This window comes from Citrobacter sp. RHBSTW-00524, assembly GCF_013747755.1.
GTDB classification, from domain to species: domain Bacteria; phylum Pseudomonadota; class Gammaproteobacteria; order Enterobacterales; family Enterobacteriaceae; genus Citrobacter; species Citrobacter braakii.
The window spans coordinates 2,137,660-2,150,672 of the sequence record NZ_CP056421.1 but is presented as its reverse complement, the minus strand read 5'-3'; the positions used below and the strand labels follow the sequence as shown (position 1 = coordinate 2,150,672).

General features: G+C 50.4%; 15 protein-coding genes. 5 read left to right on the top strand and 10 right to left on the bottom strand.

All coding sequences use genetic code 11. The features are described 5' to 3' along the window. Positions 1-13: 13 nt before the first annotated feature. From araG to HV229_RS10305, 3 genes are all read right to left on the bottom strand, one after another. Positions 14-1,528, bottom strand: coding sequence for an arabinose ABC transporter ATP-binding protein AraG (gene araG / locus HV229_RS10315; protein ID WP_181547494.1), 1,515 nt, complete (start codon positions 1,526-1,528; stop codon positions 14-16). A 113-nt stretch (positions 1,529-1,641) separates the two neighbouring features. Then, positions 1,642-2,631 carry an arabinose ABC transporter substrate-binding protein gene (locus HV229_RS10310; RefSeq protein WP_003034602.1) on the bottom strand — a complete coding sequence of 330 codons (990 nt, stop codon included), beginning with the start codon at positions 2,629-2,631 and terminating at the stop codon, positions 1,642-1,644. A gap of 315 nt (positions 2,632-2,946) precedes the next feature. Continuing rightward, positions 2,947-3,504 carry a DJ-1/PfpI family protein gene (locus HV229_RS10305; protein WP_053389501.1) on the bottom strand — a complete coding sequence of 186 codons (558 nt, stop codon included), beginning with the start codon at positions 3,502-3,504 and terminating at the stop codon, positions 2,947-2,949. Between the two features lie 553 nt (positions 3,505-4,057). Here HV229_RS10305 and HV229_RS10300 point away from each other — a divergent pair. Further along, entirely contained in the window at positions 4,058-4,561 is a 504-nt protein-coding gene (locus HV229_RS10300; RefSeq protein ID WP_181547491.1) for a non-heme ferritin-like protein, read from the top strand. Between the two features lie 138 nt (positions 4,562-4,699). On the opposite strand, the gene HV229_RS10295 is transcribed toward HV229_RS10300, so the two are convergent. Continuing rightward, positions 4,700-4,951: a DUF2766 family protein gene (locus HV229_RS10295; protein WP_016153452.1), complete on the bottom strand. Its 252-nt coding sequence runs from the start codon at positions 4,949-4,951 to the stop codon at positions 4,700-4,702. A 128-nt stretch (positions 4,952-5,079) separates the two neighbouring features. Between HV229_RS10295 and HV229_RS10290 the strand changes: the two genes are divergently transcribed. Then, positions 5,080-6,501 carry an MFS transporter gene (locus HV229_RS10290; RefSeq protein ID WP_181547489.1) on the top strand — a complete coding sequence of 474 codons (1,422 nt, stop codon included), beginning with the start codon at positions 5,080-5,082 and terminating at the stop codon, positions 6,499-6,501. Between the two features lie 33 nt (positions 6,502-6,534). On the opposite strand, the gene HV229_RS10285 is transcribed toward HV229_RS10290, so the two are convergent. Continuing rightward, positions 6,535-7,173, bottom strand: a complete 639-nt coding sequence (locus HV229_RS10285) for an RpiB/LacA/LacB family sugar-phosphate isomerase (RefSeq protein WP_181547474.1) — start codon at positions 7,171-7,173, stop codon at positions 6,535-6,537. 268 nt (positions 7,174-7,441) lie between these two features. Between HV229_RS10285 and HV229_RS10280 the strand changes: the two genes are divergently transcribed. Both HV229_RS10280 and ftnA read left to right on the top strand, forming a co-directional pair. After that, complete coding sequence (locus HV229_RS10280) at positions 7,442-7,777, top strand: YecR-like lipofamily protein (protein WP_016153455.1); 336 nt, start codon at positions 7,442-7,444, stop codon at positions 7,775-7,777. Positions 7,778-7,971: 194 nt separating this feature from the next. Continuing rightward, positions 7,972-8,469 (top strand): non-heme ferritin, encoded by a 498-nt coding sequence (gene ftnA / locus HV229_RS10275; RefSeq protein WP_016153456.1) that lies wholly within the window; start codon positions 7,972-7,974, stop codon positions 8,467-8,469. A gap of 45 nt (positions 8,470-8,514) precedes the next feature. Here the strand turns inward: ftnA and HV229_RS10270 are convergent, their stop codons facing one another. Continuing rightward, positions 8,515-8,754, bottom strand: coding sequence for a YecH family metal-binding protein (locus HV229_RS10270; protein ID WP_019077055.1), 240 nt, complete (start codon positions 8,752-8,754; stop codon positions 8,515-8,517). A gap of 225 nt (positions 8,755-8,979) precedes the next feature. On the opposite strand from HV229_RS10270, the gene tyrP reads away from it, so the two are divergent. Then, on the top strand, positions 8,980-10,191 hold the full coding sequence (gene tyrP, locus HV229_RS10265; protein ID WP_181547472.1) for a tyrosine transporter TyrP: 1,212 nt from the start codon (positions 8,980-8,982) through the stop codon (positions 10,189-10,191). Positions 10,192-10,219: 28 nt separating this feature from the next. Here tyrP and HV229_RS10260 read toward each other — a convergent pair whose 3' ends face one another. The 4 genes from HV229_RS10260 to HV229_RS10245 form a co-directional block, all read right to left on the bottom strand. Beyond that, positions 10,220-10,885 (bottom strand): YecA family protein, encoded by a 666-nt coding sequence (locus HV229_RS10260; protein ID WP_016153459.1) that lies wholly within the window; start codon positions 10,883-10,885, stop codon positions 10,220-10,222. Between the two features lie 209 nt (positions 10,886-11,094). Next, positions 11,095-11,376, bottom strand: a complete 282-nt coding sequence (locus HV229_RS10255) for a heavy metal-associated domain-containing protein (RefSeq protein WP_016153460.1) — start codon at positions 11,374-11,376, stop codon at positions 11,095-11,097. Beyond that, a complete protein-coding gene (locus HV229_RS10250) occupies positions 11,373-11,729 on the bottom strand; it encodes a mercuric transporter MerT family protein (protein WP_046275653.1) in 357 nt (118 codons plus the stop codon). Before HV229_RS10250 ends, HV229_RS10255 begins: the two co-directional genes overlap by 4 nt. Further along, positions 11,707-12,849 carry a transglutaminase domain-containing protein gene (locus HV229_RS10245; RefSeq protein ID WP_029139580.1) on the bottom strand — a complete coding sequence of 381 codons (1,143 nt, stop codon included), beginning with the start codon at positions 12,847-12,849 and terminating at the stop codon, positions 11,707-11,709. Before HV229_RS10245 ends, HV229_RS10250 begins: the two co-directional genes overlap by 23 nt. Between the last annotated feature and the right edge of the window lie 164 nt (positions 12,850-13,013).

The following is a 13,013-nucleotide window of genomic DNA, read 5'->3' as shown; positions in this document are numbered from 1 at the left end:
ATTCTCTCCTTATTCAGGCTACAGCCTGGCTAACTTTTGGCATAGCAAGGCTTAACGCCTGGCGCTCATCCGCCTGTTCATGAAGTAACTCACCGGCAATTTCGCCTTCTCTCATCACCACAATACGGTCGGCGACACCGAGCACTTCTGGCAGATCGCTGGAAGCAAACAGCACGGCCACGCCGCGCGCCGCGAGGGCATAAATCACGTTATAAATTTCATGCTTGGCGCCCACATCAATACCGCGTGTAGGTTCGTCCAGCAAAATCACTTTCATCTCTTCCGATAACCAACGGCCGAGAATAGCCTTCTGTTGATTACCGCCGGAGAGGTTCATAATCAGTTGCTCCGCGCCCGGCGTTTTAATATTGAGTGAGCGAATATGGTGATCGGCATTGGTCTCTTCCCAGCCGTTGTTGATCACGCATCCGCCCAGAACATGTTTACGACGGGCACTGATGTTGATGTTGTTACGTACCGAATGGACCGGAATGATCCCTTCAGCCTTGCGATCCTCCGGGCACAGCATCATCCCCGCTTCAATGGCGTGGCTCGGTTTACGGATATCAATAGGCTGTTCATCGATAAACACCTGGCCTGCCGTGATACGCGTGCCGCCAAACAGACCTTTCATTAATTCGCTACGTCCGGCGCCCACCAGTCCAAACAATCCGACAATTTCACCACTGCGCACCGATAAACTGATCGGGGTACGCACGCCAGGGGCTTTGACGTCATGCAAACGCAGGCGCTCTGCACCATAAGGTCTGGATTTCCAGCCATAAATATCACCGAGGTCGCGCCCGACCATCGCCTGCACCAGCGCGTCGTGATCGACCTGCTGCATATCCGTGAACGTTTTGACGTAATGACCATCTTTAAACACGGTGATAGCATCGCTAAGGGCAAAGATCTCCTCCATACGGTGCGAAACGTACAGGATGATGCGCCCTTCGTTGCGTAGCTCACGGATGACGCGAAACAGATTCTCAATCTCGCGCGCTGAAAGGGAGCTGGTCGGTTCATCAAACGCGATAATTTTGGCGTTGCGCGCCAGCGCTTTCGCAATCTCCACCATCTGCCATTGCCCAATGGAGAGGTATTTCAACGGCGTATCGGGATCGATATCCATGCCCAGATGCTTGAGCTGAAGCCCCGCTTCATAGTTCAGCAGCGAGCGGTTCACAATCCCGCCTTTGTGCGGCATCTGTCCTAAATAAATATTCTCGGCAACGGTCATTTCCGGGACGAGATGCAGCTCCTGGTAAATAATGGCAACACCGGCGTTCAGCGCGGCATTGGTGTCCGCAAACGAAGCCTCTTGTCCACGGATCGCCAAAGATCCCGTCGTTGGCGCATAGTTGCCGCTGAGAATTTTTAATAGTGTTGATTTCCCGGCACCATTTTCGCCCATCAGCGCATGCACCTGACCGGCATAGCAGTCGAAACTGATATCCGTGAGCGCTTTAACGCCGGGGAACGTTTTGCCAATGCCGCGAAATGAGAGATACGGGGTAGACTGTTGCATAACGTCTCCGTGAGTCAGATCTTTATGCCGGATGCGGCTTTGCCTTATCCGGCCTACTGAGTACGCAATTCGTAGGCCGGATAAGACGCGTGGCGTCGCATCCGGCATTTGTGTTACTTACCGCCTAAGCCTTTCTTCGCCAGTTCTTCTTTAAAGTTATCGCGGGTAATCAGCACCACATCCGTCACTTCAGTAAACGCCGGTGGCTCTGCACCTTTCGTTACCCAGTTGTAGAGCATCTCACTTGATTTGTAGCCGTGAACGTCCGGGCTTGGCAGGAGTGAACCGTAGAACCCGGTCGCTTCGCCTTTGGAAAGTTCGCTCACGGCATCAACGCCGTTGATGCCGATACCAATCACATTCGGCGCTTTGAAGCCCTGCCCTTCGGTCGCACGTACGCCGCCCAGCACGGTGTTGTCGTTCATGCCAACAATCAGCCAGTGTTTGACTTCAGGGTGCTGAACCAGCATGGAGTTAGCGGCATCGAATGCCCCGGGGATATCATTCGATTTTGTGGGGACCTGGTAGATCTGTTTTTCCGGGAAGCCTGCGGCTTTAAGCGCTTCCATTGAACCCGATGTACGGCGACGCGCGGTATCGAGTTCATTCGCGGTAATGGCCATTACGGCTGTGGATTTCACATCCCAACCGCGCTTTTGCATCTCCTTATACAGCTCCTGGCCCTGGCGCTCACCAATTTTGGTTGCAGCCATCATCACCAGCGGCACGGTATCCATCGGCTTACCTTTGGCGTTAGCAAACTGGTCGTCGACGGCAATGACTTTCATATCGTAGCCACGCGCCTTGGCCATAATGGCAGGCCCGAGTTTGGGGTCCGGCGTACAAATCACAAACCCTTTTGCGCCACTTGCAGCCAGGCTGTCGATGGCGTTAAGGGTCTTCTCACCATCCGGGACGGCAATTTTAATCACCTCAAAGCCAAGGTCTTTACCGGCTTTATCGGCAAATTTCCATTCAGTCTGGAACCACGGTTCTTCCGGTTGTTTGACCAGGAAACCGAGCTTCATGGATTCAGCGATAGCGGATTGTGACATAATGGCAGCCAGACCGATGGCAGCCAGCGCTTTAGTGAATTTGTGCATGGTTAACTCCAGCTTTAACGTTCTTTTATGTAGGGTAAAATCAGACGATTTTTTGTAATTCGGACGTAAAACAAGGCATTACCTTTTAGTGATAAGATCAATGCCAGTGCTGAGAGTAGTTTTAGCGGGAAATTGATTCTCCATAAGAGAGCGGCATCACACCACAGAATTACAGTAATTGCGTACATAAATTCAGCGGGAAATGACATAAAAAAACGCGGTTTTGTCGACGGGAAAAAAGAGGGATAGCAGATTAATCCATAACATCAGCCAACGAATCCTTGTTCCCGAATACCGAAGCATTCGGGAACATGATTACCATCGGTAATAAATGTGGTCAGCGTGATCGCGAACCGGAATGTCATCTCCCAGCAGGCGCGCCGCAAGCGTCAACGCAAAATCGAAAATATGCCCTAATCCTTTGCCGCTAATCAGATTGCCATCTTCAACAACCGGCGCATCGATATATTCCCCTTCCGTGACGTTTTGCCACAGATCTCCTGAGCAAACATAGCGACGTCCCTTCAGCAGACCATTGCCGCCCAACACGCGCGCGGCCGCAGAACATACCGGGCAAATGAGCTTTCCTGCCTGATCATGACGAGATACAAACTGGATGACCGCCTCACTGGCGGCAAGATTAACGCTGCCCTGCGGCCCGCCTGGCAATACGACGGCATCGTAGAGATATGTCTGGCGCGCGGCCAGCGTGCTATCCATCACCATCGGTACGTCATGATAACTCACCACCGCACGTGACTCTGCGCAGGCCAGGGTTTCGACTTCGATATTCAGGCGACGCAGAATATCCAGGGTAACAATCGCCTCCGCCTCTTCAAAACCGGGTGCCAGCAGCACCGCAACCTTCTTCATATGTAACTCCTTGCTTAATCCACATAAACGAAACAATTAATGACGACCAGTGCAGACTGTTAAATTTCTCAATTTGATTAAAACTGATCTGGCGCAAAAAATTAGCCATCAGATAATTTGTACTAATCCATCCCGATCGTGAAATTGCCTTTCAACTTGGGCAGATAATCATCAGATGCCAGACAATACCTTATTGTGGAATTTAATTTTTTGATATGAAACACCATTTCATTATCATAAAAATCATTTAATAACATAAATTTCAACCTCTTACATTCATGTCATCTATATGCCAAAACAGCAGAAGCATGAATACTGTTATGACAATATGTAAAAAAACATAAATACGCAGATTTAAGGATTTTCTTATACCAGGGCAAGCGTTATGCTGAATCTCGATCGGAGCGAATATAATTCGTGATCACTAAAGGACCGGCGGAACGGATTTATTCTGCTAACAGTTTTAATTGTACGTAGAGGTGAAGTGCAGCGGCAGCCCGCTGTACTGGCGTGAGTAACGTACATCCCCCTTTCTGGAAATAAGGATATTGATATGGCTGCAGTTGGAATTGTTCATAAACTCAATACACAAATGAATCTCGAGTTCTACGCCTCGAATCTTTACCTGCATCTCAGCGAATGGTGCTACGAGCATAGCCTGACAGGTACAGCCACGTTTCTACGCACGCAGGCGCAAGGTAACGTGACTCAAATGATGCGTATGTTCAATTTTATGAAAAGTGCCGGGGCTAATCCCATCGTCAAGGCCATGGATGTGCCGGGTGATGAACTGAGTTCCCTTGAAGAATTGTTTCAGAAAACGTTGGATGAATATCAGCAGCGTTCGAGTAAGCTCTCGCGTTTAACCAATGAAGCTGAAGCATTAAACGATGCGTCAACCATTGATTTTCTTCACGATCTGGAAAAAGAGCAGCAGCAGGATGGCGTGCTGTTACAGACGATTCTTGATGAAGTCCGCAGCGCCAAACGCGCGGGGTTGTGCATGGCGCAAACCGATAAGCACTTGCTCAACGTCGTTAACTACCAGCATCACTAATCTTCAGTTTTCATCGCGTTAATGCCGGATAGCGATGCTGCGCACCTTATCCGGTCAACCTCTGATTTTCCCTGGCACGCGCCTCCCATTCTGCGAGGCGCAAAAAAACCTTTCTAAAACCTGAAACAACGGTTTATTTTAGTGGGATTCGTTCTGCGGCGTGAATTTCAACTCGATCAAGGCAACCGCTTTTTGTATTGCGCGCATAGTGACCGGATCGGCCCCTGCAGGATGGCTGGAAAAATCGATGTTTTTCAGTTGGCTGGACATTTTTTCCCGAACTTCTACCGGGGCAATAACATCAAGAACATCCAGAATTTGCTTGATAACCAGCTGACAGGCAACAACGTCCGAGAGCAGTTCCTGATCGGCATTCAATGTTTGGGACATAGTGAGCTCCTTATAGAAAGGTCGTCATAGTACCTATTCAGCGATCGAAACGATAGCCGCGCACACATTACAAATGCGCTGAAAATAAAAAAGATCCAGTCAGTTTCTTTTGAGATGGCAAGCACAACATGAGTGAACAGTTAGCGGTTGAGAACCAACGCGGTCTTTCCCCGGCAGCATTACTTGTTGCCGGGGCTTTCTTTATGGAATTTATTGACGGCACGGTGATTGCCACAGCCCTACCCGACATGGCCAAAAGCTTTGGCGTACAGGCGGTAGACCTGAACATTGGTATCAGCGCCTACTTGATTACCCTCGCGGTGCTTATCCCCGCCAGCGGCTGGATTGCGGATCGCTTCGGCGCCCGAAAAGTGTTTACCCTGGCGCTGGCGATTTTTACTCTCGCTTCGGTTTTATGCGGTTTGTCCGAAAGCCTTGAGAGCTTTGTAGCAATGCGAATTTTACAGGGTGTGGGTGGCGCGCTAATGGTTCCTGTTGGCCGTCTCGCGGTACTGCGCACCACGCCTAAACATCAGTTGATCACCGCCATAGCGACCCTGACCTGGCCCGCGTTAGTCGCGCCTATCATCGGGCCACCGCTTGGAGGATTCATTACCAGCTATGCTAACTGGCGTTGGATCTTCTTTATTAACGTACCGCTAGGAATTTTGGCGATCGCGCTGGCGCTACGTTTTATCCCGGATATTCATGACGACGAGCGCCGTCCATTTGATATAGCGGGTTTTATCGCGACCTCAGTTGCGATGGTTAGCCTGGTGTATGCCATGGAGTTACTGGGAACCCAGCAGCCGCAGGGCTGGCTAACCGCCGGGCTGCTGGCGCTAGGAACCGTGACCTTTCTGTTTGCCCTGCATCATTTTCGTCACACTACCTGGCCGATGATTCGTCTTGATGCCATGAGCGTCCCTACTTTTCGCGTCACCCTGTACGGCGGGTCACTATTTCGTGCCTCTATTAGCGCTGTACCATTTCTGCTGCCGTTAATGTTCCAGGTCGGTTTTGGCATGAACGCTTTTCACGCGGGTTCGCTGGTTCTGGCGGTGTTTGTGGGCAATCTGACGATAAAACCTGCCACCACGCCGTTGATACGCTGGCTGGGCTTTAAGAAACTGCTGTTAATCAACGGTGCGTTAAACGTCCTGGCGCTGTTGGCCTGTGCATTAATTACGCCGCAGACCCCGGTGTGGGTTATTTTGTTGGCGTTGTATCTGGGCGGCGTGTTCCGCTCAATTCAGTTTACCGGCATCAGCACGCTTGCCTTTGCGGACGTCCCCGGGCCACAAATGAGCTACGCCAATACGCTGTTCAGTACGGCAACACAATTAGCGGTAGGCTTGGGCATTTCATTGGCCGCTATCGGGATCCGTATCGGCGATGAGGTGAGTGAATGGCTGGCGTTAGGCAATATTCCGGGGATCAGTTTCCGGCTGGCCTTTGTCGCTATTGCGATTATTTGTCTGGTAGGTATGGTTGATACGCTGCGGCTTGCCCATGATGCTGGAAGCGCGGTATCTAGCAAGAACAAATAGCCCGGCAGGCGAACACCGCCGGGCCAACAGGTTTTAACCAACTATCTCGCGTACAAACGCTTCGATCGCTTTGTCCTGGCAGTTTTCAAAGAAGCACTGCTGGAAGCGCGGACCAGATACGGCGGTTTTTACCAGTTCAGGATCGATAGCGCGCAGAGTGTCCAGATAGTTTTCTTTTACCACCGCCGCTTTCACCTGGTTCAGAATACCCGCGTTACGCACCTGCGGCTCTTTACGCTCTGGTGGATACCCTTCGCCGTTACGACCAGTGAATGCTTTTTCAAACATATAGCGCACATTCAGCTCAGCACCCCAGCCAAAACTTTTGGCGAATGCCAGAGAAAGCGCATTCCCGTTGTTGATCTGAGAGAACAAGAATGCGTCTGCCGGATCGAGACAGTAACCGCACACCACGCCCGGATGAATATTCAGTGACATCATTGCCCCCTGACCCGTACCGCAACCCGTAACCACAAAATCCACGGCTTTGGAATTGAGCAGGATGCTGGCCATAATCCCTAAATGGATGTAGGTCAGATGATGGTCATTTTCGTCGCTCATCCCGACGTTATACACTGGAAAACCTTTCTCATCCGCAACGGCTTTAAGCTCGTTATGAATGATGGCATTTTTGCTTGCCTGGCTGTTTTCCATCATCAATGCAATTTTCATTCTGTAATCTCCTGAATGCGCTGCGGAGGCCCGCTGAAAGTCATAACATTCAGGCCACATTACTATTTTGCAAACTCACTTTCAAATTTAATGAAATTTTGTTTTATAAAATAATGAGGTGCTCACATTTTTTCTGAGACAGCTCAGAATAGCCTCAATAAAATGACGTCGTTGCGATTAATCGCAGGTGATCTTCAGGCTATTCAAGCCATTGATGCGCCACCACATATGCCATGATAGCCTATCTCCGAACTTTCAGAGCGATCACATGAAGACCTTTATCCTTGCCCTTTTGCCGCTCGTGCTGACAGGATGCACTATTACTAAACAGGCGCAGGTCAGCGAAGCCAGTGCCATCACCGGCGTCGTTCGCCTGACCTACAACCAGGCCATGCTACAAACGGCGCGTACCGATGATTACGTGACCCAAGGCACAGCCACCAAAGAGTGTCAGCGCCTGGGTTATGCCAACGCAATGGCGTTTGGTCAGCCGGTATCAACCTGTAGCGTATATGCCGGTTCTCTGTGTTTAAATACCAAAATCACGCTCGCCTGGCAGTGTCACGGCGTTGCGGTATCCCAATCGCCTGCCTTCAATTATTAATATTTTCGACCAGCACATTATTGCTGGTCTTCTGCCTTTTCATTATTTATATTCTCCGCTTAATAGCGTTAATGCGTTTTATTCCCATTCGCATTTTTAATAAATAAATTTATTATTTTACCTTTTGCAAATAATTAAATAACAAATTATAGTGACGCCACGCTAATATATAATAACGTTTGTGGAGCACAACCATGCTGAAAACAGAAATGATCGACCAACTGAATGAGCAAATGAACCTTGAATTATATTCATCTCTGCTCTACCAACAGATGAGCGCGTGGTGCAGCTATCACAGCTTTGAAGGTGCCGCCGCGTTCCTGCGCCGTCACGCCCAGGAAGAGATGACGCATATGCAGCGTCTGTTTGACTACCTGACCGATACCGGCAGCTTGCCGTGTATTAACACCGTTCCTTCCCCCTTTGCTGAATATGCGTCTCTGGACGAACTGTTCCGTGTTACTTACGAACACGAGCAGTTGATCACCCAGAAAATTAATGAGCTGGCACACGCGGCAATGACCCACCAGGATTATCCGACGTTTAATTTCCTGCAATGGTATGTTGCCGAGCAGCATGAAGAAGAAAAATTATTTAAATCTGTCATTGATAAGTTATCGCTGGCAGGGAAAAGTGGCGAAGGTCTTTATTTCATCGATAAAGAACTGGCTACGCTTGATACACAGAATTAATGTTGTGGGGTAATGAAGGCAACCCGCCATCATTACCCGCTAAAATCAGTGACGGCAGATCTTGCTTTCGTGCGTAGAGAAGCCGTCTTCTTTTGCAATAAACTTTCCCTTCGCCGCTAAAAACGCCACCAGCTCAGCTGCCGACATATCCGCCGCAGAACAGGTGTGAAAACGAGCCTGCTCGCCAAACCGTGCCGTAATCGCCGCTTCAAGGCTGGCATGTGAATACTGCTCGCCAGATTCAATCATCATGTTGAGCACTTCGTGACCGTGAATAGATTCCATACTACCTCCTCAATAAAGTCCGTAGCCTAATGTGAACGGCACGGCCTTGCTTTGCGCTAACGCAGGTTTACCCGCAGATAAATATCATTTGTGATACATCTTAATACGCCAAACATCGTAAAGATTAATGTACATTCATTGTAACGGTGATTTGACGAAAATAGCGTTTTGCCTTAACCTGCGCCGCAGATATAACCGTTGATTATCTCTGGGACAGAGGAAAGCGTGAAAAACAGAACCCTGGGTAGTATTTTTATCGTGGCGGGAACCACGATTGGTGCCGGTATGTTGGCAATGCCGCTGGCCGCGGCAGGCGTGGGGTTTAGCGTCACGCTGGTATTGTTAGTGAGTCTTTGGGCGCTAATGTGCTACACCGCGCTGTTGCTGCTTGAAGTGTATCAACACGTACCGGCAGACACCGGGTTGGGTACGCTGGCAAAACGTTATCTTGGTCGTTACGGACAATGGGTAACGGGCTTTAGCATGATGTTTTTAATGTACGCGCTGACGGCGGCGTATATCAGTGGCGCTGGTGAGTTGCTGGCTTCCAGCATCAGCGACTGGACCGGGACAACGCTCTCCCTGACAACAGGCGTACTGCTGTTCACCTTTGTTGCCGGTGGCGTGGTTTGCGTTGGCACATCTTTGGTCGATCTGTTCAACCGTCTGTTGTTCAGTGCCAAGATAATCTTCCTGGTGGTGATGCTGGCCCTGTTAATGCCGCATATCCATAAAGTAAACCTGCTTACGTTACCGCTTCAGCAGGGGCTGGCACTGTCTGCAATCCCGGTTATCTTCACTTCGTTCGGTTTTCACGGCAGCGTCCCCAGTATCGTCAGCTATATGAACGGTAACATCCGTAAACTGCGTTGGGTGTTTATCACCGGTAGCGCCATTCCGCTAGTCGCCTATATCTTCTGGCAACTGGCCACGCTTGGCAGTATTAACTCCTCAACGTTCATGGGGCTGTTAGCCAACCACGCTGGTTTAAACGGTTTATTACAAGCATTACGTGAAGTCGTGGCTTCGCCGCACGTCGAACTGGCGGTGCATCTGTTTGCCGACCTTGCGCTGGCAACCTCTTTCCTCGGCGTCGCATTGGGATTATTTGACTACCTGGCCGACCTCTTCCAGCGCCGCAATACCGTAGCAGGAAGAATGCAAACCGGCGTGGTGACCTTCCTGCCGCCGCTGGCATTCGCGCTGTTCTATCCGCGTGGTTTCGTCATGGCCCTGGGGTATGCGGGCGTTGCCCTGGCGGTGCTGGCGCTGCTCATTCCCTCGATGCTGGCATGGCAGAGCAGAAAACAGAATCCACAGGCTAAATATCGCGTGGCAGGGGGTGCTCCGGCGCTGGCGCTGGTATTTTTGTGCGGCATTGTGGTGATAGCCGTACAGTTTTCTATTGCAGCAGGATTACTACCGGAAGTGGGTTAAAACAAAAGGGGCTTAACGCCCCTTTTTCTTAATGCAAACAGCACTGCTTATATTTTTTGCCGCTACCGCACGGACAAGGGTCATTGCGCCCTACCTTGGCATCCACTTTGACCGGTACTTTAATCGGCGTTTCCTGAGGATGCGCCATCCAGTAAGCATGCAGATCCAGCGCCGCCAGGCGGATGGCATCCACGCTCTCTTCGAACGCTTCTGGCGTCATTTTCTCAACGACCGCAAAGTTTTCTTCCGTACCGTGCAGCGCAATAGCCTCGAGCGCTGGTTTTAACGAGTCTGGTAACGCGGACCAGTCCGACAGCGCGACGCCGCGCATATAACCAAAACACCACTCTTCAACGATGGTCAGTTCATGCTCGTCAATTTCACGCAAACCAAACAGCGGCTCAAACTGCTCAGGATATTCATCCAGGCGATCGGCCGTATCCGCCATATGTTGAAACGCCAGGTTCATGAAACGCGTCATTTCTTTTTCGGAGGACCAGCGAGGAACATACTGCGCGCCGCCCCAAATAGCGACCAGCCACTGCTCCGGTTCAATTTCATACGGTGAACTCAGTACCGCCGTCAGTAAACCATCCAGTTCTGACACATCCAGAATAGCCTTATCTGTATTGTACTTAGTCAGTACATCATCCAGCCATTCCAGTTCGCTCTCGTTTAATGGTCCCGTTTTCATAACGCTTTTCCTTAGTCAAAAAATCTTGCCTGTGATCATCCTACATGGCTGGAGGGATAACAGATATAAATGGGCATTTGCGGCTTACAGCAGCCGCCTGTTCAGGTTAACAGGAAAAGAGGGGAATTCCGGTAGTTAACGCACAAAAGAGAACACTAAGCCGCCGGGCATCATACCGGGAAAACACAATAAAACCACCCGCAGGTGGTTTACTGTTGTTCAATACGGTTGAGCGTTGCGGTATAGCCCGTTTTCGCTACTGCGTTAAGTAGAGTATCGGTTGGGAAACCTTCTGGCACGATGGCTTCTGCCTGCCGGGTTTTGAGAGAGGATTTTGCTTTAATCACGCCGTCAGTTTCACGTAGCGCCTGATTGACCGAAATAACGCATAACGAGCAGGTCATATTTTGTATATCCAGCACCACTTTTTGATTGGCCGCCTGAGCCCACAGCGGCAACAGCAAGCATGCAACTAACGCGAAGATCTTCATTCAAATACCTCATAAAACCAGGCAACAAGCGTTGGGTAAAATAGCACCGGCAAAATCAATGCCAGCGCGCACCAGTAGAAAACGCGCGCTTGCTTCAGAGTTAACCACCCGGAGCACCACAATCGTTTGGAAAAATAGAGCCGCCAGAAGACACGCAGTAATAATCCCAGGGACAGCAGTACCAGAGGAGTTCGCAAAAACTCAAACCGGGTGAAAACGGCGAAGCTCGCCGCCGAAATACCAAACAGCAGGTAAAGTAGCGGTCCAACACAGCATAAGCCAGCGGTGACGGCGGCCGCAGCAGCCGTCAACAGGGTAATCCCCGCACCTTTAGCGTTGTTCTGTGGCGACATAGCTGTAGGAGAACGCTTTAGGATCATAAAAATTGATCGGGTCGCCATCGACTTCAGCGTAAGGATAACCAAAGTTATTCATGGCCCCCTGCTCCGTTGCCGGATACAACTCGAAATCACGCCCGTAGTTGAATCCAACCCAGTTCATTTCCCAGTTACCAAACAGGTAAGCGTTAACCGCCTGGACATCGGCATCCTGATGCGTTTTTTTCTCTGCCAGACGCATTTTGGTCACGTCAGCAGGATCGCACGGTAACCAACCGTAACCTGCCAGATAGAACTCAGCACGGCAGTGTTGACCGCCGCTCACATTGGCAACGCCTGCACTGTCGGCTGTGCCAAAAGCACTTTTCGAGTAACGTTCGAGCTTATTGGCCTTGCCCAGACGGATGCCAAACAGTTCGCGCGCCGGAATACCGCTGGCCCGCGCCAGAGCAACAAAAACGGAGCTCATGTCGGTGCATTTTCCTTTGAGCTTACCGCTTTTTAATATCTCCGCCACATCCCCCGTGCCGCAGCCAATAACGTCGTTGTCACGCTCCATATGGCTGCTGACCCATTCGTAAATCAGGCGCGCTTTTTTCAGCGGATCCTGCTCATTACCGGTGATTTTACGCGCGGTTTCCAGGACCAATCCATCAACTGGGGTATGTGCCGTCGGCAACAGATACGGTTTTACATCCAGCGGATAAATAATCTGCTCAGGTGCCTGCCAGTTTTTCAGCGCGTCCTGCTTCAGCGGTTCCCAGTCGGCGGTTTCAATGTCGATATCAACGTTAACCAACAATTCACCCTGCGAGTCAGCCCAGGTGGCAAACAGTGTTTTCGCGCCGTAGGTATTATTGGTGGTGACGTACGCCTGCTTATAGTTTCCGCTAAAGGCAAGCGCTGTCATTTGTTGAAACGCGGTATCCACCGGTAGCGGGATCCACAGTTTCACCACGCCGCTCGATCCCTTAGGAGGATTAAGTTTATACGTTTGAGATAAGACAAAGCGTCGACGAGCTATTGGCGCAACGGATGGCTCAGCGGCACGTACCGTCTGGCTAATGACTGCAGGGCCGACTAATCCGGCGGCGGAAAGGAGAACGCTATTTTTGAGAAACTGACGACGTTGCATTGCTGTCTGTCCAGATTGTAAGAGTTGAGCTACGGCTAAAGGGGAAACCGTACGCGATCATCACAGCAGACAGAGGCTGGCATAAAAAGGCGAGTCGATGGAGATTATTCATCAATAACAGACCTGTTAACTGTGAATGAAGTGAGAAACTGCAAGGTCGCTAT

What these genes read in the sequence shown, in the direction of transcription:
- araG (WP_181547494.1), bottom strand. Translation starts at nt 1,528, where the DNA reads ATGCAACAGTCTACCCCGTATCTCTCATTTCGCGGCATTGGCAAAACG.
- HV229_RS10310 (WP_003034602.1), bottom strand. Translation starts at nt 2,631, where the DNA reads ATGCACAAATTCACTAAAGCGCTGGCTGCCATCGGTCTGGCTGCCATT.
- HV229_RS10305 (WP_053389501.1), bottom strand. Translation starts at nt 3,504, where the DNA reads ATGAAGAAGGTTGCGGTGCTGCTGGCACCCGGTTTTGAAGAGGCGGAG.
- HV229_RS10300 (WP_181547491.1), top strand. Translation starts at nt 4,058, where the DNA reads ATGGCTGCAGTTGGAATTGTTCATAAACTCAATACACAAATGAATCTC.
- HV229_RS10295 (WP_016153452.1), bottom strand. Translation starts at nt 4,951, where the DNA reads ATGTCCCAAACATTGAATGCCGATCAGGAACTGCTCTCGGACGTTGTT.
- HV229_RS10290 (WP_181547489.1), top strand. Translation starts at nt 5,080, where the DNA reads ATGAGTGAACAGTTAGCGGTTGAGAACCAACGCGGTCTTTCCCCGGCA.
- HV229_RS10285 (WP_181547474.1), bottom strand. Translation starts at nt 7,173, where the DNA reads ATGAAAATTGCATTGATGATGGAAAACAGCCAGGCAAGCAAAAATGCC.
- HV229_RS10280 (WP_016153455.1), top strand. Translation starts at nt 7,442, where the DNA reads ATGAAGACCTTTATCCTTGCCCTTTTGCCGCTCGTGCTGACAGGATGC.
- ftnA (WP_016153456.1), top strand. Translation starts at nt 7,972, where the DNA reads ATGCTGAAAACAGAAATGATCGACCAACTGAATGAGCAAATGAACCTT.
- HV229_RS10270 (WP_019077055.1), bottom strand. Translation starts at nt 8,754, where the DNA reads ATGGAATCTATTCACGGTCACGAAGTGCTCAACATGATGATTGAATCT.
- HV229_RS10260 (WP_016153459.1), bottom strand. Translation starts at nt 10,885, where the DNA reads ATGAAAACGGGACCATTAAACGAGAGCGAACTGGAATGGCTGGATGAT.
- HV229_RS10255 (WP_016153460.1), bottom strand. Translation starts at nt 11,376, where the DNA reads ATGAAGATCTTCGCGTTAGTTGCATGCTTGCTGTTGCCGCTGTGGGCT.
- HV229_RS10250 (WP_046275653.1), bottom strand. Translation starts at nt 11,729, where the DNA reads ATGTCGCCACAGAACAACGCTAAAGGTGCGGGGATTACCCTGTTGACG.
- HV229_RS10245 (WP_029139580.1), bottom strand. Translation starts at nt 12,849, where the DNA reads ATGCAACGTCGTCAGTTTCTCAAAAATAGCGTTCTCCTTTCCGCCGCC.